Annotated in this window: 18 protein-coding genes and 1 pseudogene; 16 read left to right on the forward strand and 3 right to left on the reverse strand. The window is 75.8% G+C overall.

The features are described from left to right. Positions 1 to 511: 511 nt before the first annotated feature. Positions 512 to 2,323: a serine/threonine-protein kinase gene (locus EFE23_RS19085; protein ID WP_123242305.1), complete on the forward strand. Its 1,812-nt coding sequence runs from the start codon at positions 512 to 514 to the stop codon at positions 2,321 to 2,323. After that, entirely contained in the window at positions 2,308 to 2,904 is a 597-nt protein-coding gene (locus EFE23_RS19090) for an FHA domain-containing protein (protein ID WP_199737135.1), read from the forward strand. Before EFE23_RS19085 ends, EFE23_RS19090 begins: the two co-directional genes overlap by 16 nt. A gap of 35 nt (positions 2,905 to 2,939) precedes the next feature. Here the strand turns inward: EFE23_RS19090 and EFE23_RS19095 are convergent, their stop codons facing one another. Together EFE23_RS19095 and EFE23_RS19100 are read right to left on the reverse strand one after the other, a co-directional pair. Next, a complete protein-coding gene (locus EFE23_RS19095; protein WP_123242306.1) occupies positions 2,940 to 3,143 on the reverse strand; it encodes a hypothetical protein in 204 nt (67 codons plus the stop codon). Positions 3,144 to 3,195: 52 nt separating this feature from the next. After that, the gene (locus EFE23_RS19100) at positions 3,196 to 3,993 is read right to left on the reverse strand and encodes an SAM-dependent methyltransferase (RefSeq protein ID WP_233601060.1); all 798 of its coding nucleotides are present in this window, start codon (positions 3,991 to 3,993) and stop codon (positions 3,196 to 3,198) included. A gap of 117 nt (positions 3,994 to 4,110) precedes the next feature. Between EFE23_RS19100 and EFE23_RS19105 the strand changes: the two genes are divergently transcribed. Both EFE23_RS19105 and EFE23_RS19110 read left to right on the forward strand, forming a co-directional pair. Continuing rightward, complete coding sequence (locus tag EFE23_RS19105) at positions 4,111 to 4,611, forward strand: DUF8243 domain-containing protein (RefSeq protein WP_123242307.1); 501 nt, start codon at positions 4,111 to 4,113, stop codon at positions 4,609 to 4,611. 93 nt (positions 4,612 to 4,704) lie between these two features. Beyond that, complete coding sequence (locus tag EFE23_RS19110; protein WP_148058482.1) at positions 4,705 to 5,013, forward strand: hypothetical protein; 309 nt, start codon at positions 4,705 to 4,707, stop codon at positions 5,011 to 5,013. A gap of 270 nt (positions 5,014 to 5,283) precedes the next feature. Here the strand turns inward: EFE23_RS19110 and EFE23_RS19115 are convergent, their stop codons facing one another. Further along, positions 5,284 to 6,057: a prepilin peptidase gene (locus tag EFE23_RS19115; RefSeq protein ID WP_373684025.1), complete on the reverse strand. Its 774-nt coding sequence runs from the start codon at positions 6,055 to 6,057 to the stop codon at positions 5,284 to 5,286. Positions 6,058 to 6,648: 591 nt separating this feature from the next. Here EFE23_RS19115 and EFE23_RS19120 point away from each other — a divergent pair. The 12 genes and pseudogenes from EFE23_RS19120 to EFE23_RS19175 all read left to right on the forward strand — a co-directional run. Next, complete coding sequence (locus EFE23_RS19120; protein ID WP_123242309.1) at positions 6,649 to 7,215, forward strand: hypothetical protein; 567 nt, start codon at positions 6,649 to 6,651, stop codon at positions 7,213 to 7,215. Continuing rightward, a complete protein-coding gene (locus EFE23_RS19125; protein WP_123242310.1) occupies positions 7,209 to 8,150 on the forward strand; it encodes a hypothetical protein in 942 nt (313 codons plus the stop codon). Before EFE23_RS19120 ends, EFE23_RS19125 begins: the two co-directional genes overlap by 7 nt. After that, positions 8,147 to 8,806 (forward strand): SAF domain-containing protein, encoded by a 660-nt coding sequence (locus tag EFE23_RS19130; RefSeq protein WP_123242311.1) that lies wholly within the window; start codon positions 8,147 to 8,149, stop codon positions 8,804 to 8,806. The genes EFE23_RS19125 and EFE23_RS19130 overlap by 4 nt, the downstream gene beginning before the upstream one ends. Further along, on the forward strand, positions 8,806 to 9,639 hold the full coding sequence (locus tag EFE23_RS19135; RefSeq protein ID WP_123242312.1) for a CpaE/TadZ family protein: 834 nt from the start codon (positions 8,806 to 8,808) through the stop codon (positions 9,637 to 9,639). Before EFE23_RS19130 ends, EFE23_RS19135 begins: the two co-directional genes overlap by 1 nt. Then, complete coding sequence (locus EFE23_RS19140; RefSeq protein ID WP_123242313.1) at positions 9,629 to 11,137, forward strand: TadA family conjugal transfer-associated ATPase; 1,509 nt, start codon at positions 9,629 to 9,631, stop codon at positions 11,135 to 11,137. Before EFE23_RS19135 ends, EFE23_RS19140 begins: the two co-directional genes overlap by 11 nt. Positions 11,138 to 11,201: 64 nt before the next feature. Beyond that, entirely contained in the window at positions 11,202 to 12,101 is a 900-nt protein-coding gene (locus tag EFE23_RS19145) for a type II secretion system F family protein (RefSeq protein ID WP_123242314.1), read from the forward strand. Positions 12,102 to 12,106: 5 nt separating this feature from the next. After that, positions 12,107 to 12,961, forward strand: coding sequence for a type II secretion system F family protein (locus tag EFE23_RS19150; protein ID WP_123242322.1), 855 nt, complete (start codon positions 12,107 to 12,109; stop codon positions 12,959 to 12,961). 22 nt (positions 12,962 to 12,983) lie between these two features. Further along, entirely contained in the window at positions 12,984 to 13,178 is a 195-nt protein-coding gene (locus tag EFE23_RS19155; protein WP_123242315.1) for a hypothetical protein, read from the forward strand. Between the two features lie 9 nt (positions 13,179 to 13,187). Beyond that, positions 13,188 to 13,694 (forward strand): TadE/TadG family type IV pilus assembly protein, encoded by a 507-nt coding sequence (locus tag EFE23_RS19160; RefSeq protein WP_123242316.1) that lies wholly within the window; start codon positions 13,188 to 13,190, stop codon positions 13,692 to 13,694. After that, a complete protein-coding gene (locus tag EFE23_RS19165) occupies positions 13,691 to 14,158 on the forward strand; it encodes a TadE/TadG family type IV pilus assembly protein (protein ID WP_123242317.1) in 468 nt (155 codons plus the stop codon). Before EFE23_RS19160 ends, EFE23_RS19165 begins: the two co-directional genes overlap by 4 nt. Beyond that, complete coding sequence (locus EFE23_RS19170) at positions 14,155 to 14,586, forward strand: hypothetical protein (protein ID WP_123242318.1); 432 nt, start codon at positions 14,155 to 14,157, stop codon at positions 14,584 to 14,586. The genes EFE23_RS19165 and EFE23_RS19170 overlap by 4 nt, the downstream gene beginning before the upstream one ends. A gap of 16 nt (positions 14,587 to 14,602) precedes the next feature. Continuing rightward, a pseudogene (locus EFE23_RS19175) lies at positions 14,603 to 14,938 on the forward strand (LysM peptidoglycan-binding domain-containing protein); the annotation flags it as partial.

Consider the following 14,938-nt stretch of genomic DNA (forward strand, 5'->3'; position numbering starts at 1 on the left):
TCGGCCCCACGAGGGCCCGCTCCGTCACGGCACGCACGCCCGCCCCTGTCACCTAACGGGCGAGCGACTGCGTCGGAAGGACGCCCACAGGTTCCACAACGACAACCGATCGCCGACGGGGGCGGGGCCGGCCGGGGCGATCCGGCCGGCCCCGGGGCACCGTCCGATTCGGACCGCCGACGTGAGGCGACGAGGGTCACACAGCTCGCCCCGGTCGCACCGGCCCTGGCAATTCTGGCCGCCCCGGAGGTCCCGGCCGGCCGACCCGGGAGCCGCGCCGGGCCGGCGACAACCGGCTCAACCGGGGCCGATGCCGCCGGGCTGAGCTGCGGCAACGACCGGCACTGTGGCGGCGGCCGGGCCGGCCCGGCGTCGGGCCCGCCGGCGGCGGCCGGTGCGGGCGGTCGGTGTCCCGGGGGTACGGCGGCAACGGCTTCCCGGGGGCGGGGCGGTCCCGGGGGCCCGAGCGGCGCCGGATCCCGTCACCAGGCATCGGTAGCATTCAGCGGCGATGGTCCAGAGCGAGCGTGCGGCGACGCGCCGGCCGGGGTCGGGCGCCGGCCCGGGCATCCCCCTGGGAATCGCCGGGTGCACCGACGCGGTCGAGGTCGGGCGGGGCGGGTTCGGCGTCGTCTACCGGGCCCGGCAGGCCGACTACTCCCGCTGGGTGGCGGTGAAGGTGCTCGCGGCCGACTGGGCGGGGCCGTCCCGGGCCCGCTTCGAGCGGGAGCTGCGGACGCTGGGCCGGCTCTCCGACCACCCGCACATCGTCACCCTGCACCAGGCCGGCCGGACCGCCGCCGGCAACCCGTACCTGCTGATGGCGTACGAGGAGGGTGGCTCGCTCGGCGACCGGCTGCGCGACGGGACGGCGGGTGACTGGCGGGCGGCCGTCGCCGGCGGGGTCGCGGTGGCCGGGGCACTGGAGACGGCGCACCGTGCGGGCGTCCTGCACCGCGACGTCAAGCCGGAGAACATCCTGATCTCCGGGTACGAGGAGCCGAAGCTGGCCGACTTCGGCCAGGCCCGCCCGTACGCCGAGCGCACCGGGACGCGGGACACGATCACCGCCAGCGTGCTGCACACCGCCCCGGAGGTGCTGCGGGGCGAACCGGCGTCGGTGGCGGCCGACGTGTACGCGCTGGCGTCGACCGTGCTGCACTGGATCCGCGGCACACCGCCGTTCGCCCCCGCCGACGGGGAGCCCGTCGAGTCGCTGCTGCGCCGGATCGCCGCCGACCCGGTGCCCGATCTGCGCCCGCTCGGCGTACCGGAGGAGGTCTGCGCGGCGCTGGAACGCGCGCTGGCCAAGGATCCCGCGCGGCGGCCGGTCTCGGTCGCGGAGTTCGCCGGGGAGCTGCGCGCCGCGCAGGCCGCCGCCGGGCTGCCGGTGACCCCGTTCGTGCTGGGCGACGTGGCCGCCGACCCGCCGCCGGCCGGGACGGCCGGGCCGGCGCTGTCGCTCACCGCGCGGCGGCGCGCGGCCCTCGCGCTCTCCGCGACGGTCGCCCGGCCCGCCGGGGTACGCCGCACCGCGCTGCGCCGGTCGGTCGGCCTGGCCGTCGCCGTGGTGGCGATCCTGGCCACCGGGTACGCGCAGGCGCTGCCCGTGCCGGCCCCGGTCACCCTGCCCGCCCGCCTGGACCTTGGCCAGTTGACGCTGTACAGCGAGTCGGCGGAGCGGGTGGTGCCGGTGCGCAACCGCACCGGCGAGCCGGTGCTGCTCGGCGCGTTGACGGTCGGTGGCCCGTCCCGGGGTGACCTGCGGATCGTGGCGGACGGGTGCGGGTCGCGCCGGCTGGCTCCGGGCGCGGGCTGCGAGGTGGGGTTCGTGGCCGTCCCGCGGGTGGCCGGCCCGGTCCGGTGGGTGCTGGAGCTGACGGTGGCGGGCCGGCGGGTCGGCACCGTGGTCACCGGCACGGCGGCTCCGCGTCGGGCCAGCCAGGACGACGCCCCGCCCGGCCCCTGCTACGCCGACGCCTACCAGGTCGGCGCCTCCGCCTACGGGTACGCGGGCGGCCTGCGGGCCATCTCGGTGAAGCAGTACTGGTCGCCGAGCTGCCACGCGGCGATGGCGTACGTGTGGGTGTGGAAGCAGTACCGGGACAACGTGGGCACCGCGGGTGGCACGTGGGCGGTCGACGTGGCGGTGCGGTCCGCCGGCGGGCCCGGCACCCGGCAGCGGGCCGCCGGCCAGGCGTACGAGTTGTGGACCGAGCCCTACCGGTCGGCGGGGCGGTGCGTCACCGCCTCGGCGACGGTGACTCCGGCTCGCGGCGGCGCGGGGACGGCCGCGACCACCCGACCGTGGTGCGACCGGTGACCGGCGGGCACTTCGAGGTCCACGGGCTGGGCCCGGTACGCCTCGTCCCGCTCCGCCCGGACGCGTTGACCATCGGCCGGGCGCCCGGCAACGAGCTGCCGGTGGACAGCCCGCTGGTCTCCCGCCTGCACGCGCTGGTGGAACGGCTGCCGGCCGGCTGGATCATCCGGGACCTGGGCAGCACCAACGGCACCACGGTCAACGGCGTGCCGCTGCGGGAGGCGCGCACGCTGCACGACGGTGACCGGGTGGAGCTCGGTCCGGCCTGCCTGGTGTTCCGGGCGCCCGCACAGCTCACCGGCACCCGCACGGTGGGGGTGACGCCACCGCCCGCACCGCCGGCGCTGACCCGGCGGGAGCGGGAGCTGCTGGAGCTGCTCTGCCGGCCGTACCTGGCCGGGGCCGGGGCCTTCCCGGAACCGCCGGCCGTGCGCGCCCTGGCCGGCACGTTGGGCGTCAGCGAGAGCGCGGTGAAAAAGCACCTGACCCGGCTGTACGACAAGTTCGACCTGGTCAGCAACGACGACCGGCGCCGGGCCCGGCTGGCCGCCGAGGCGGTTCGCCGGGGCGCGGTCGGCTGAGCCGGCGGACCGGCGGTGGCCGCCCGGGCGGGGAGTCAGCCGCGCCGCTGCCACCAGCGGCGCTTCGCGGCCGGCGCCGGTGCCGGTGCCGGTCGCTGCTCCTCCTGCTCGTCCTGGTCATCCTGACCGCGGTTCAGCACCGCCGTGGCGAGCGCCCGGTCGTCGGGCCGGCAGCCGGGCGTGACCAGCATCAGCTTCGCCAGCGACTCCTCGATGGTGACCAGCCGGTCCGCCGCCACGGCCGCGTCGAGCCGGGCCCGGACCAGCTCGCGGACCTCCGCGCGTCGGCGGTCAGCGGCGCACGCCGACCCCGCCGTAGCCGTGCGACACCGCGGCGTGCGGTTCGCCGTCGGGCCGCCAGTCGGCCAGCCAGGCCAGGCCGGGTTCGACCAGCTCGTACCCGTCGAAGAAGCGCGCGGTGGCGGCGTGCGTGCGGGGCACGATCGGCGCGCTGCTGCGCCGGTAGACCTCCCGCCCCTGCTGGGTGGGGACCGGCGGCGCGCCGTCCAAGGTCAGGTGGGACAGCACGAGCAGGCTGCCCGGCGCGGTGGCGTCGCGCAGCCGGGCGACCGCCGCGTACGGCTCGTCGTCGTCGGGCAGGAAGTGCAGCACGGCCACCAGCAGCACGGCCACCGGCTCGGTGAAGTCGATGTTGGCGCGGACGGCCGGGTCGGCCAGCAGTTCGTCGGGACGCCGCAGGTCGCCGTGGGCCACCACGGTCCGGCCGTCGAGGGGCAGCAGCCGCCGGGCGTACGCGACGGCGACGTCATCGTTGTCCACATAGACCACCCGGGCGCCGGGCGCGATGGGCCGGACCACCTCGTGCACGTTGCCCTGGGTGGGCAGCCCCGCCCCGATGTCCAGGAACTGGCGTACGCCCCGCTCGGCCGCGTACCGGACGGCCCGGCGGAGGAAGGCCCGGTTGGTCTGCGCGGCCACCCCGGTGTCCGGGAAGATCTCCAGGACCTGCTCGGCGGCGGCGCGGTCGGCGGCGAAGTTGTGGCAGCCGCCCAGGTAGTAGTCGTACATCCGGGCGACGTTCGGCCGGGACTCGGCCTCGCTCGGGGTGGTCGTCGGCTCACCGGTCACGCCTGATGTCTAGCACTGTCGGCGACACACCGTTGACCCGTCGTGTCCTTGATCCGGCGGCGCACGCCGCCCACCCTGGTACGACGATGAGGAACGTCGACGTCCGAGGAGGTCCCGATGACCGGTAGGCGGGAGACCGTGGAGGTCGACCCGGCGCTGTTCCGTGCGGTCTACGACTCGCCCGCCGCGCTGCCGGGCCGGCACCGCTGGACCACGCCCGAGTCGGACGTACGCCGGCTGGAGAAGCTGCTCGACATGCCGGCGCGCAGCATCGGCGCGCCGCTCTGGGTCAGCGGCGACGAGCCCGACTGCCCGAAGTGCGGCCGCCGGGTGAACTGGTACGACATCGTCTCCTCCGCCCTGCACGGGGTGCACGACCGGGCCATGATCGCCCGGGTGATCCTGGGCGAACGCAAGTACGTCAACACCGAGGTCCCGGACGCGATCCCGGGGGTGCACTGCGCGGACTGCCGCACCCCGATCGACGGCCTGCGCAGTTTCAAGTGCCACAACTGGGCGTACGCCTTCGAGGCGCTGGAGGAGATCGTCGAGCGGATGTCCGGGCCGGTCGGGCAGCCCGCCCCGCGGCCGCCGTCGGACCCGCCGACCGCGTCGTAGCGGCGGCCCGCCGCCCTGTGAGGTCGCTGAGACTTCCGGCGTACCGCGCTGATTCCCCTGCCACCCTCCCGGTGGACGGAGTATGAACGGGAGGTGGACCAGACCGTAATGACCGGTGTTCCGGACATCAGCACCGACTGGTACCGGGACGTCGTCGAGTTCGCCGACGGTACGCCCCAGCCGATCCACTGGTTCGCCACCCACTTCACCGAGGGCGCGCTCGTGCTGCTCGGCATCCTGCTGGTGCTGGCGGCGCTGACCCGGCTGGTCGGCGGCGGCGTCCGGGACCGGGCGCTCGCCCTGGCCGCGCCGGTCGCGGTGGTCATGGCGTACGGCGCCAGCGAGGGGCTGAAGAGCCTGGTCGCCGAGGACCGGCCGTGTCGCAGCCGGCCGACCTGGTGATCGTCGCCGGCCACTGCCCGACCCACCCGCCCCCCGCCGCCAGCGTCCGGCGCCCCCGCCCGGCGCCCGGCGCGTGATCCACTCGGGATGCGGCAACCCGGGGACTCGCGGGCCCGGGAAGGCCCGACATCCCGCACACCGAGTCGATCTCGGGCCAGCCCGACGGCCGCCGGGTGCGCGGGCGCGGCCGGACCGGGTGCGCGGGCGCGGGCGAGCCCGGCCGGGCAGGGCGGCGCGGGGTGCGCGCGAGCGGCCGGGACGCGGGCGGGGTCAGGGGGTGGCGAGGACGAGGGTGGCGGCGGTGGCGGCGATGAGGAACGGGCCGAAGGGGAGGTGGCTGGACCAGCGGACCCGGCGGGCCGCCAGCAGGGCCAGCCCGACCAGCGCGGACAGCGCGGAGCTGAGCACCAGCCCGGTGACCACCACCGGCCAGCCGTACCAGCCGAGCAGCGCCCCGACGCCGAGGGCCAGCTTGGCGTCGCCGAGCCCGAAGCCGCGCCGGCCGAGCAGCAGCGTGGTCGCCGCGAAGCACGCAGCGAGAGCGAGCCCGGCGGCGGTGGCGCGCAGCCAGGGCGTCGGGCCCGCCCCGGTCAGCGCGGCCAGGCCGAGCAGCGCCCAGGCGCCCGCCGCCGCCGGCCAGGTGAGGCGGTCCGGCAGCCGGTGCACCGCCGCGTCGACCAGGGCAGACGGCACCGCGAAGGCCAGCCACCAGGCCACCGCCGCCCGGGCCGCGAGCGACCCGCCGGTCAGCGGCAGCACCGCGACCGCGGCGACCAGGGCCAGTTCGACCACGCCGGGCGGCGCGCCAAGCCGGGTCCGGCAGGCCGGGCAGCGGGCGGCGGGCCCGAGCGCCGGCAGTGGGCGATCCAGGCCGATCGGCGCGGCGCAGCGGTCGCACCCGGTCCGGTCCGGCGACCCCTGGGGTACGGCGTACCGGGCGACCGCCAGCCGGATCGGGGGTACGAGCGCCACGGCGGCCAGCACGCGTACCAGGGGACGGCCGGTGACTTCCGGGACTGCGCCGTGGACCCGTTCGGTGGTCACCGCGACCCGCCCGTACCGTCGCGCATAGTTCCACTCTGGAGCACGGAGAGTGATTTCAGCCCGCTCGACGTGTGGCTCATGACGCGGAAAACGGCGTGCTGGCCGGCGCGGCGGGAATACCGGCGGCGGGCGTGGGATTCCCGCCGACCGACCGTTACGCCAGGGGGACGGATCGGACCAGAGGCATCGATGCCGCACATTCCTCCGCCAGTCGGCGCTGCGGTGGAACACCGGTTTCCGGGACAGGCTGCGACCACTCCTGCCGCCGGCCCGGTCGATTCTTTGCCAAGGGTCACGGTCCCGACAGCCACCGGCCACCACCACCTGTCATCACTCAGCGTGTTCGGATGAATTGCCTCTGTTGCATCGGCGGACGTCAGCCTATGCTCGCCCCTTGGGTACGACGCAACCCCCGATCAATTGGCGTCGGAGGCCGACCGGAGACAGCAGGTTCCACATTAGTTAAAGATCTGTACAGGTAAATGCAGCGGTAGTCAGACGGGGCCCGGCAGGACACTTCCGGGTGCGCTGCCGCCTGCCCGGAGTACGCCCGCGCGTCCGCTCCGGGTCGCCACCGAGGAGGGCGCGGCGTTGCGAACACGGCATTCCCGCCGATGGACAATCTGCCTGATCAGCGTGGCCCTGCTGGGCGTGACCGCCGGTTGCGGCACCGGACCCGAGGTGGCGGCCGGCCCGCTGGCCGGACCCGACCCGGTGCCGGCCGCGCATTCCGCAGCCGACGAGCAGGCGGCCGGAAAAGCCGCCCTCACCGCCTATTCCGGCTATCTCGAGGCGTCCCGGGTGGCGAGCGCGCGCAGCGATCCCGGACATCCCGCGTTGCCCCGATTCCTGGCGGATCCGCTGCTGACCCGGGTGCGGGTGGCAATTCGCGACGCGAAGGAGCACGGCGCGCTGCGGACCGGGAAACTGGTTTCCGACCCCACCGTCGTCTCGGTCGACCTGGCCACCCAGCCGCCCACCGTGCAGATCCAGGACTGCCTGGACGCCACCGGCTACCGCCTGGTCTACGCCAAGGACCACCGGGTCGTCCCCGGCACCCGGGGCGGGCGGTACCTGGCGACCGCCACCGCGACCCGGTACCCGGACGGCCGGTGGCTGATCAACGCCGGCGCGGCACATCAGGACCAGCCGTGCTGACCTGGGGAGGAAGGGGTGTCCCGGCCCGCCCGACCCGGGCCGGGACGCCCCGCCGGCTGCTGCTCGCCGCCGGCCTGGCGCTGCTGCTGACCCTGACCGGATCACCCGTCCACGCCGCCGGTGCGGGCGGGGAGTGCCCACCCGGGCAGAACGACTGCAACGTCTGGGACGACGATCCGGGCACCCCGGGGGACCCGGGCGGTGGGGACACCGGCGGCGGGGGTTCCGGTGGCGGCGGCACCGCGAAGTGCCAGTGGAACGGCCGGGCCATCCCCTGCTACGACGACCTGCTGGGCTGGTTCAACAACGGGGACGGCTGCTACTACAAGCTCGCCGAGCCGCAGCCCGAGGCCCCCGACGGCAAGCAGTGGTACGTCCGCACCTGCAACGGCGGCGACCTGGGTGACCAGAGCGTGGTGCTGCTCGACGCCGCACCGCCCGGCTACGGCGCGCCGCCCGACCCGGAGGAGCTGGCCCGCCGGGCGCTCGCCTCGATCTCGCTGCTGCCGCCCCGGATCGCGGTCGCACCCCGGCGGAGCAAGGGACCGGGTCTGGTCGGGCTGCCGGTCTGGCTGTGGGCCAGCGCCGGGCCGTCCTACTTCGGGCCGCTGACCGCGTCCGCCTCGGACCGCGGACTGACCGTCTCGATCACCGCCCAGGTGGACCGGATCGTCTGGGCCATGGGCGACGGCGCGGAGGTCACCTGCACCGGCCCGGGCACGCCCTACGACGCCGGCGGACCGCGGGCCGGCCAGACCTCCCCCGACTGCGGCTACGACCAGGGTTACGGCCGCGCCGGCACCTACCGGGTCAGGGCGACCACGTTCTGGACCGTGCACTGGTCCGGCGGGGGCGAGAGCGGCGACATCGCGCAGAGCCGGGTCAGCGGGACCGTACCGGTGCAGATCAACGAACTTCAGGTGGTGACGCGATGAGTGTGGCGACGCGGAACGGGATCCCGCTGGACGCGCCGGTGGCGCCGCCCCGGGTGGTCTGGCAGCGGCGGGTACGACCCGGCCTGCTCGGCCTGGCGGTGCTGCTCATCGCCCTCGGCGGGCTGGGCGCGGCGTTCGCGGTGACCTCGGTCCGGTCCACCGGCAGCTACCTGGCGGTGGCCCGACCGGTCGACGTGGGCGCGCAGCTCACCGCCGACGACCTGGTCACCGTGCGGGTCTCCGGCGGGCGGGAACTGCGCCCGGTGCCGGCCAGCCGACTGAAGGAGGTGGTGAAGCTGCGCGCCGCCGTCCGGCTCACCCCGGGCACGCTGCTGACCCGGGGTCAGCTCACCGAGGCCCCGCTGTTCGGTCCCGGGCAGCAGCAGATCGCGCTCGGCCTCAAGCCGGCCCGGGTGCCGGCCCGTACGCTCCACCCCGGCGACAAGGTCCTGCTGGTCAGCACCCCGGAGCGGCATGCCGACGGCAGGTCCGCCAGCAGCGGCGGCACCCGGTTCGAGGGCACTGTCATCGACAGCGCCGCGCCGGAGCACGAGGACGTGGTGGTCTATGTCGCGCTGGCCGTCCGGGACGTGCCGGCGGTGGTGGCGCTGGCCGCGGACGACCGGATCGCGCTCGTGCTCACCGAGGCGGCCTGATGGCGATCATCGCCCTGGTCTCGGCGAAGGGGTCGCCCGGCGTCACCACCTCCGCGCTGGCCGCCGCGCTGAGCTGGCACCGGCGGCTGGTGCTGGCCGAGTGCGACCCGGCGGGCGGCTCGATCCTCGCCGGCTACCTCGGCGGGGCGCTGGACGGCCCCCGGGGCATCGGTGAGCTGGCCGTCGGGGAGCTACGCGACGGCAACCTGGAGACGGCCTTCTGGTCGCAACTGGTCGACCTGGACGCGCCGAAACGGGAGCGGCTGCTGCTGCCGGGCGTGCTGGACCCCGCCCAGGCCGGCAGCGTCAGCCCGCTCTGGCAACGGTTCGCGGACTTCTTCACCGGCCTGGAGCGGGGCGTGCCCCCGTACGACGTGCTGGCCGACTGCGGCCGGTTGCAGGTGGGCGGTCCACCGTGGCCGGTGCTGCGGGCCGCCGCGATCGTGCTGCTGGTCACCCGCGCGCACCTGCCCGACCTGTCGGCGACCCGGTCGACGATCCGGGCTATCCAGCGGGACCTCACCGAGCACCGGGTGCCCCCGGGCACGTTGCGCCTGCTCGTGGTCGGCGACGGGCACGGCACCAGCGAGATCAGCAAGGCGTTGGGGCTGCCGGTGATCGCCCGGCTGCCGGACGACCCGCGTACCGCCGAGGTGCTCAGCCTCGGCGGCACGGTGCGCTCCGGGCGGCCGCTGATGCGCGCGGCCGGCGCTCTGGAGGTGCCGGTCCGGGCGCTGCTGGACCGGCGGCGGGCCCGGCTGGCCTGGCCGGGTGCCGTTCAGCCGCGAGAGGTGACCGCGCCGACCACGCCGGGGGTGTCCGGTGCGGTTTGAGCCGGTCTCCCACGACCCGCGCGGGCAGCAGCCCGGCGCGACCTCCACGGTGCCGCCGCTGGTTCCGCCGAACGGCTGGCACCACCCGCCCGGGGCACCCCCGCCGCCGGCCCGGCCCCGGGTGGACTTCGCGGTGGTCCGCGAGCTGCGCCGGGAACTGAGTGAGCGGCTCACCCTCTGGCAGCGCGGCCGGGAGTTCGACGCGGACGCCGAGGAGGTCGAGCGGGCCCGGCTGGCCGTCGCGGTGGTCTCCGCGTACGCGGACTCGGTGCGCCGGTCCGGCACGCCGATGCCCGCCGACGAGGAGCGGCTGCTGCTCGACCAGGTGACCGCCGAGCTGGTCGGCCTGGGCCGGCTGCAGACCCTGCTGGTCGACGACACCATCGAGGAGGTGCACATCCTCGGCTGCGACCAGGTCCGCATCACCCGGCACGGCGGCGGGGTCGACTGGGCCGAGCCGATCGCCGACAGCGACGACGAGCTGGTGGAGATCCTCCAGGCGGCGGCCCGGCGGGCGGGGGCCACCGAGCGGTCGCTGTCGACCTCCAAGCCGACGCTGGATCTGCAACTGCCCGACGGCAGCCGGCTGGCGGCGGTGTTCCTGGTCAGCCACCGCCCGTACGCGGTGATCCGCAAGCACAACACGCTCTCGGTGAGCCTGGAGGACATCGCCGGCGGCCGGCCCGACCTGGACGAGATGATCGATCCGCTGCTGCGCGACTTCCTCCGCGCGTCGATGCGGGCCGGGCTGAACATCATGGTGGCCGGGCTGGCCGGCGCGGGGAAGACCACGGTCATCCGGGCGCTGATGGACGAGATCCCGGCGGACGAGCCGTACGTGCTGCTGGAGGAGAGCCGGGAGCTGCTGCCGGCCCGCCGGGGGCACAAGCACCGGGCGGTGATGAGCTTCGAGGCGCGCGAGGGGCACGGCGAGCGGGGCCTGGACGGGCGGCCGGCCGGTGAGGTGAGCATCGCCGACCTGATCCCGGTGTCGCTGCGGATGGGCGTGCTGCGGATCATCGTCGGCGAGGTCCGATCCCGGGAGATCGTGCCGATGCTCCAGGCGATGACCACGAGCCGCGGCTCGATGTGCACGATCCACGCCCGTACCCCGGCGGGGGTGAGCGAGCGGATCATCGAGCTGGCCCTCTCCCACGGCCGGGAGATGACGGTCGACCAGGCCCGCCGGATGGCGGGCAACGCGCTCGACCTGATCGTCTACGTCACCGTCGAGGACGAGACCGCGATCGGCGGCCGCAAGCACCGCTTCGTCTCGCACGTCGAGGAGGTGATCGGCGTCGGCGAGGGCAACCGGATCATGACCACCACGGTCTTCGGGCCGGGCCCGGACGGCCGGGCGGTGCCCCGGCACCTGCCGGAGCGGGTCCGCGACCAGCTGCTGCGGGTCGGCTACGACGCCCGGCTGCTGAGCCGCTTCGTCGAAGCCGGCGCGGGCGCCTGGCGCCGCCCCCGGCACTCCCGGCTCGGCGGGCGGTGACCGTGCGCGCGAGGAGTGAACCGGTCCGGCGAGCGCCACGGTCGCGAACGGAGGCGGGCTAGCGATGGCCAGCATCGAACTCGTCGCCCTGGTCTCCGGGGCGGTCTGCGTGGCCGGACTGGTGCTGGCCGTGGTCGCGCTGGTCGGCACCCGCCGGCCGCCCGGGCGCGCCCCGGGCGCCGGGCCGGGGCTGCGCCGGTTCTGGGCCGGCTCCGGGGCGAGCGCCCGGGAGCAGCACCGCCATCGGGTCCTGCTCGGTGGCGCGGTGGTCGCCGGCGCGCTGGCCTTCCTGCTCACCGGGCTGCCGGTGGTCGGCCTGCTGGTGGCGCTGGCCGTGCCCGGGGTGCCGTGGCTCTTCGCGGTCGGCCGGGCCGAGCAGCGGGCCATCGCCCGGATCGAGGCGGTCGGCGAGTGGACCCGCCGACTGAAGGACATCTGCGGCACCGGCCAGGGGCTCCAACAGGCCATCATCGGCACCATCGCCACCGCGCCAGAGGAGATCCAGGAGGAGGTACGCACCCTCGCCGCCCGGTTGCAGGCCGGCTGGCTGGCGAAGTCCGCGCTGCTCGCGTTCGCCGACGAGATCGGCGACCCGGTCTGCGACCAGGTGGTGGCGGCGCTGATCCTGCACCTGACCGACCGGGGCGAGCGGCTCGGTGACGTGCTCGGCTCGATCGCCGCCGCCGCCTCGGCCGAGGTGGCCACCCGGCGGGAGGTCGAGGCGAAGCGGACCCAGCCCCGGTTCGCGGTCCGCTTCCTCACCGGGATGACCCTGGCCGCCCTCGCGTACGGCCTGGTCAACCGGGAGTACGTGCGGCCGTACGCGACGCCGGTCGGGCAGCTGGTGATGGCCGTGCTCGGGGCGGCGTTCGTGGGGCTGCTGGTCTGGGTGCGCTCGATGAGCCAGCCGCCCCGCCCGGCGCGCTTCCTGCCCGCCCCCGACCCGGAGGAGGCGATCGCGTGAGCCTGATCGTCAACTGGCAGCTAGCCGTCGCGGTGCTCGGCGGGTCGGCCGTGGGCCTCGGCCTGTTCCTGGTGGTCCGCGAGGCGCTGCCGGCCACCCCGGCGCTCGGCCCGGCGCTGCGCCGGCTGCACCAGCCGCCCGGCCAGGTCACCAGGGCCGGGCCGGACTGGCTGGCCGGCCTGTCCCGCTGGCTGCGCCCGCCGCACCGCCAGCTCGCCCTGCTCGACCGCACCCCCGAGCAGTACGCGCTGTCGGTGCTGCTCTCCGCGCTGATCGGATTCGCCACCCCGGCCGTGCTGTCGGCCGTGCTCTTCCTCGGCGGGGTGTCGCTGCCGCTGGTGGTGCCGGTGCTGGGGAGCCTGGGCATGGCGTTCCTCGCCGGGCTGGTCGCGCACCGGGACGTGCTGGCCCGGGCGGAGGCCGCGCGGGACGAGTTCCGCCAGGCCGTCTGCACCTACCTGGACCTGGTGGCGTTGCAGCTCTCCGCCGCGCACGGCCCGGTGCAGTCGCTGGAACGCGCCGCGGCGGTCTGCGACGGTTGGGTCTTCGACCGGATCCGCGAGGCGCTGCGGATCGCCCAGCTCCAGATGCACTCCCCCTGGGACGAGCTGCAGGCGCTGGCCGACCGGATCGGCATCCCGGAGCTGGGCGACGTGGGCGCGATCATGCGTTCCTCCGGCAGCGAGGGCGCCCAGGTGCACGAGACCCTGCGCAGCCGCGCCGACTCCCTGCGCGACCAGATCCGTACCGACAACCTGGCCAAGGCCGAGGGGATCACCAGCCGGCTGGACATCCCCGGCTCGCTGCTGGTCTTCGTCCTGCTCGGCTTCGCCGTCTATCCGTTCCTCGCCCGACTGTGAACCCACCCCGAAGGAGCCCGCCATGCACCTGATCACCTATCTGCACGCGGCGCTGGTCGCCCGCCTGGCCGAGCTGCGCCACGACGCGGAGCGCGGCGACAGCCCGGTCCCCACCGCCGTGATCATCTTCGGCCTGGTGGCGGCGGCGATCGCGGTCACCGGCCTGGTCATGGCGCGGGCGACCAACTGGATGGAAAGCGTCCCGGTCGCCCCCTGACGGTCGACGATGCGACGAGCGGTGCGCAGCGACGACGGCCGGGCGGCGTTCGCTGTCCGGCCCCACCGGCCTGCCCGGGCCGCGCGGTCCGGCGGCCTCCGTCCGGCGGTCGCGGCCGTCCGGCGTCGGCTCGCCGGGGACGGTACGGACCGGGGGGCGAATCCGGTGGAGCTGGCGGTGGTGATGCCGGCGATCCTGGTGCTGCTCTTCGGGTCGATCCAGCTCGCGGCCCTGTTCGTCGCCCGGTCCACGGCGCTGCACGCGGCGGAGAGCGGGGTCGACGCGCAACGGGTCCTGGCGGCGCCGGCCGGGGCCGGTGAGGCGCGGGCCCGCCGCTTCCTCCGGGCGACCGGCGACTGGCTGGTCGGCTGGGACGAGCGCGGGCCCCGCTGCGTCACCACCGCCACCGAGGTGACCTGCACCGTCACCGGCCGGTCCCTGTCGGTCGTGCCCGGGGTCAGTTTCCCGGTCCGGCAGACCGCGCACGGCACCGTCGAACGCTGGACGACGGGGTGAGGCCGGTGCGCGAACGGGGATCCGTGTCGATCGAGGTGGCCGTGCTGGCCCCGGCCTTCATCGGGCTGATGGTGCTGGCCGGCGTGACGGGGCGGACCGCGGTCGCGGACGAGGCGGTGGAGTCCGCCGCGCACGACGCCGCCCGGGCCGCCTCGATCTCCCGGGACGCGACCGCCGGCCGGGCCGCGGCGACGGACGCCGTCCGGCGGCGGCTCGACTGGCGGGGCCTGAGCTGCGCCGGGTCGCCGAGGCTCGCGCTCAGCGGCACGGTCCGGGGCGCGGCGACCGACTTCGCGGCGGCGTACCGCAGCCCGCCGGGCGTGCCGGCGACGGTGACGGTGCGGGTGACCTGCCGGGTCTCCTTCGCCGACCTCCGGGCCCCCGGGCTGCCGGGGGTGCCCGGCTCGCACACCGTGTCGGCGACCTTCACCTCGCCGCTGGACAGCTACCGGAGCCGCGGATGACCGGGTGGACACGCCGGGAGAGCGGCCGGGTCAGCCTCTTCCTCGCCGCCGCGCTGGCCGGCGTCCTGGTGATCATCGCGATGGCGTACGACACCGCCGGCCAGCTGCGGTCGGTGCAGCGCGCCGACGACCTCGCCGCGGAGGCGGCGCGCAGTGGCGGCCAGGTCATCGACCGCGCCCGGGCCATCGAGGGCGGCCCGAAGGAGATCGACGAGGCGGGCGCGCGGGTCGCCGTCGCGGACTACCTCCGGGCGGCCGGCGGGGTGCGCGGCCACACCGTCAGCTTCCCCGTGGTCGACGGGGAGAAGCAGATCCGGGTACGCGTCCGCATCACCTACCGCCGGGAGCTGCTCGGCCTGTTCGGCTTCCGGAACACCGTCACCGTCTCCGGTGAGGCCACCGCACGGGCCCTCACCGGGGCCCCGTAAGGAAGGGAAGGCGACCATGGCCGTACCGCAACGTTCCGCCGTACGCCGCACCGGTCAGGTCCTCACCGGGCTGGGCGCTCTCGTCGTGCTCTGCGCCGTGCTGGTCGGCGGGCCGGTCGCGCTCCTCGCCTTCGCCGGCAATCCCCTCCCCGACCACCTGCCCACCCTCGCCGAGGTGGGTACGGCGTTGACCAGCCGGGACGACGGGCAGCTCTTCCTGCGGGCGCTGGCGGTGCTGGGCTGGTTCGGCTGGGCGACGTTCGCGCTGTCCGTACTGGTGGAACTGCTGGCGGCGGCGCTGCGCCGGCCCGCGCCCCGGCTGCCCGGGATGCGCCGGCAGCAGCGGGCGGCG

The sequence above is a fragment of the Micromonospora solifontis genome (genome assembly GCF_003725545.1).
Taxonomy (GTDB): domain Bacteria; phylum Actinomycetota; class Actinomycetes; order Mycobacteriales; family Micromonosporaceae; genus Micromonospora; species Micromonospora solifontis.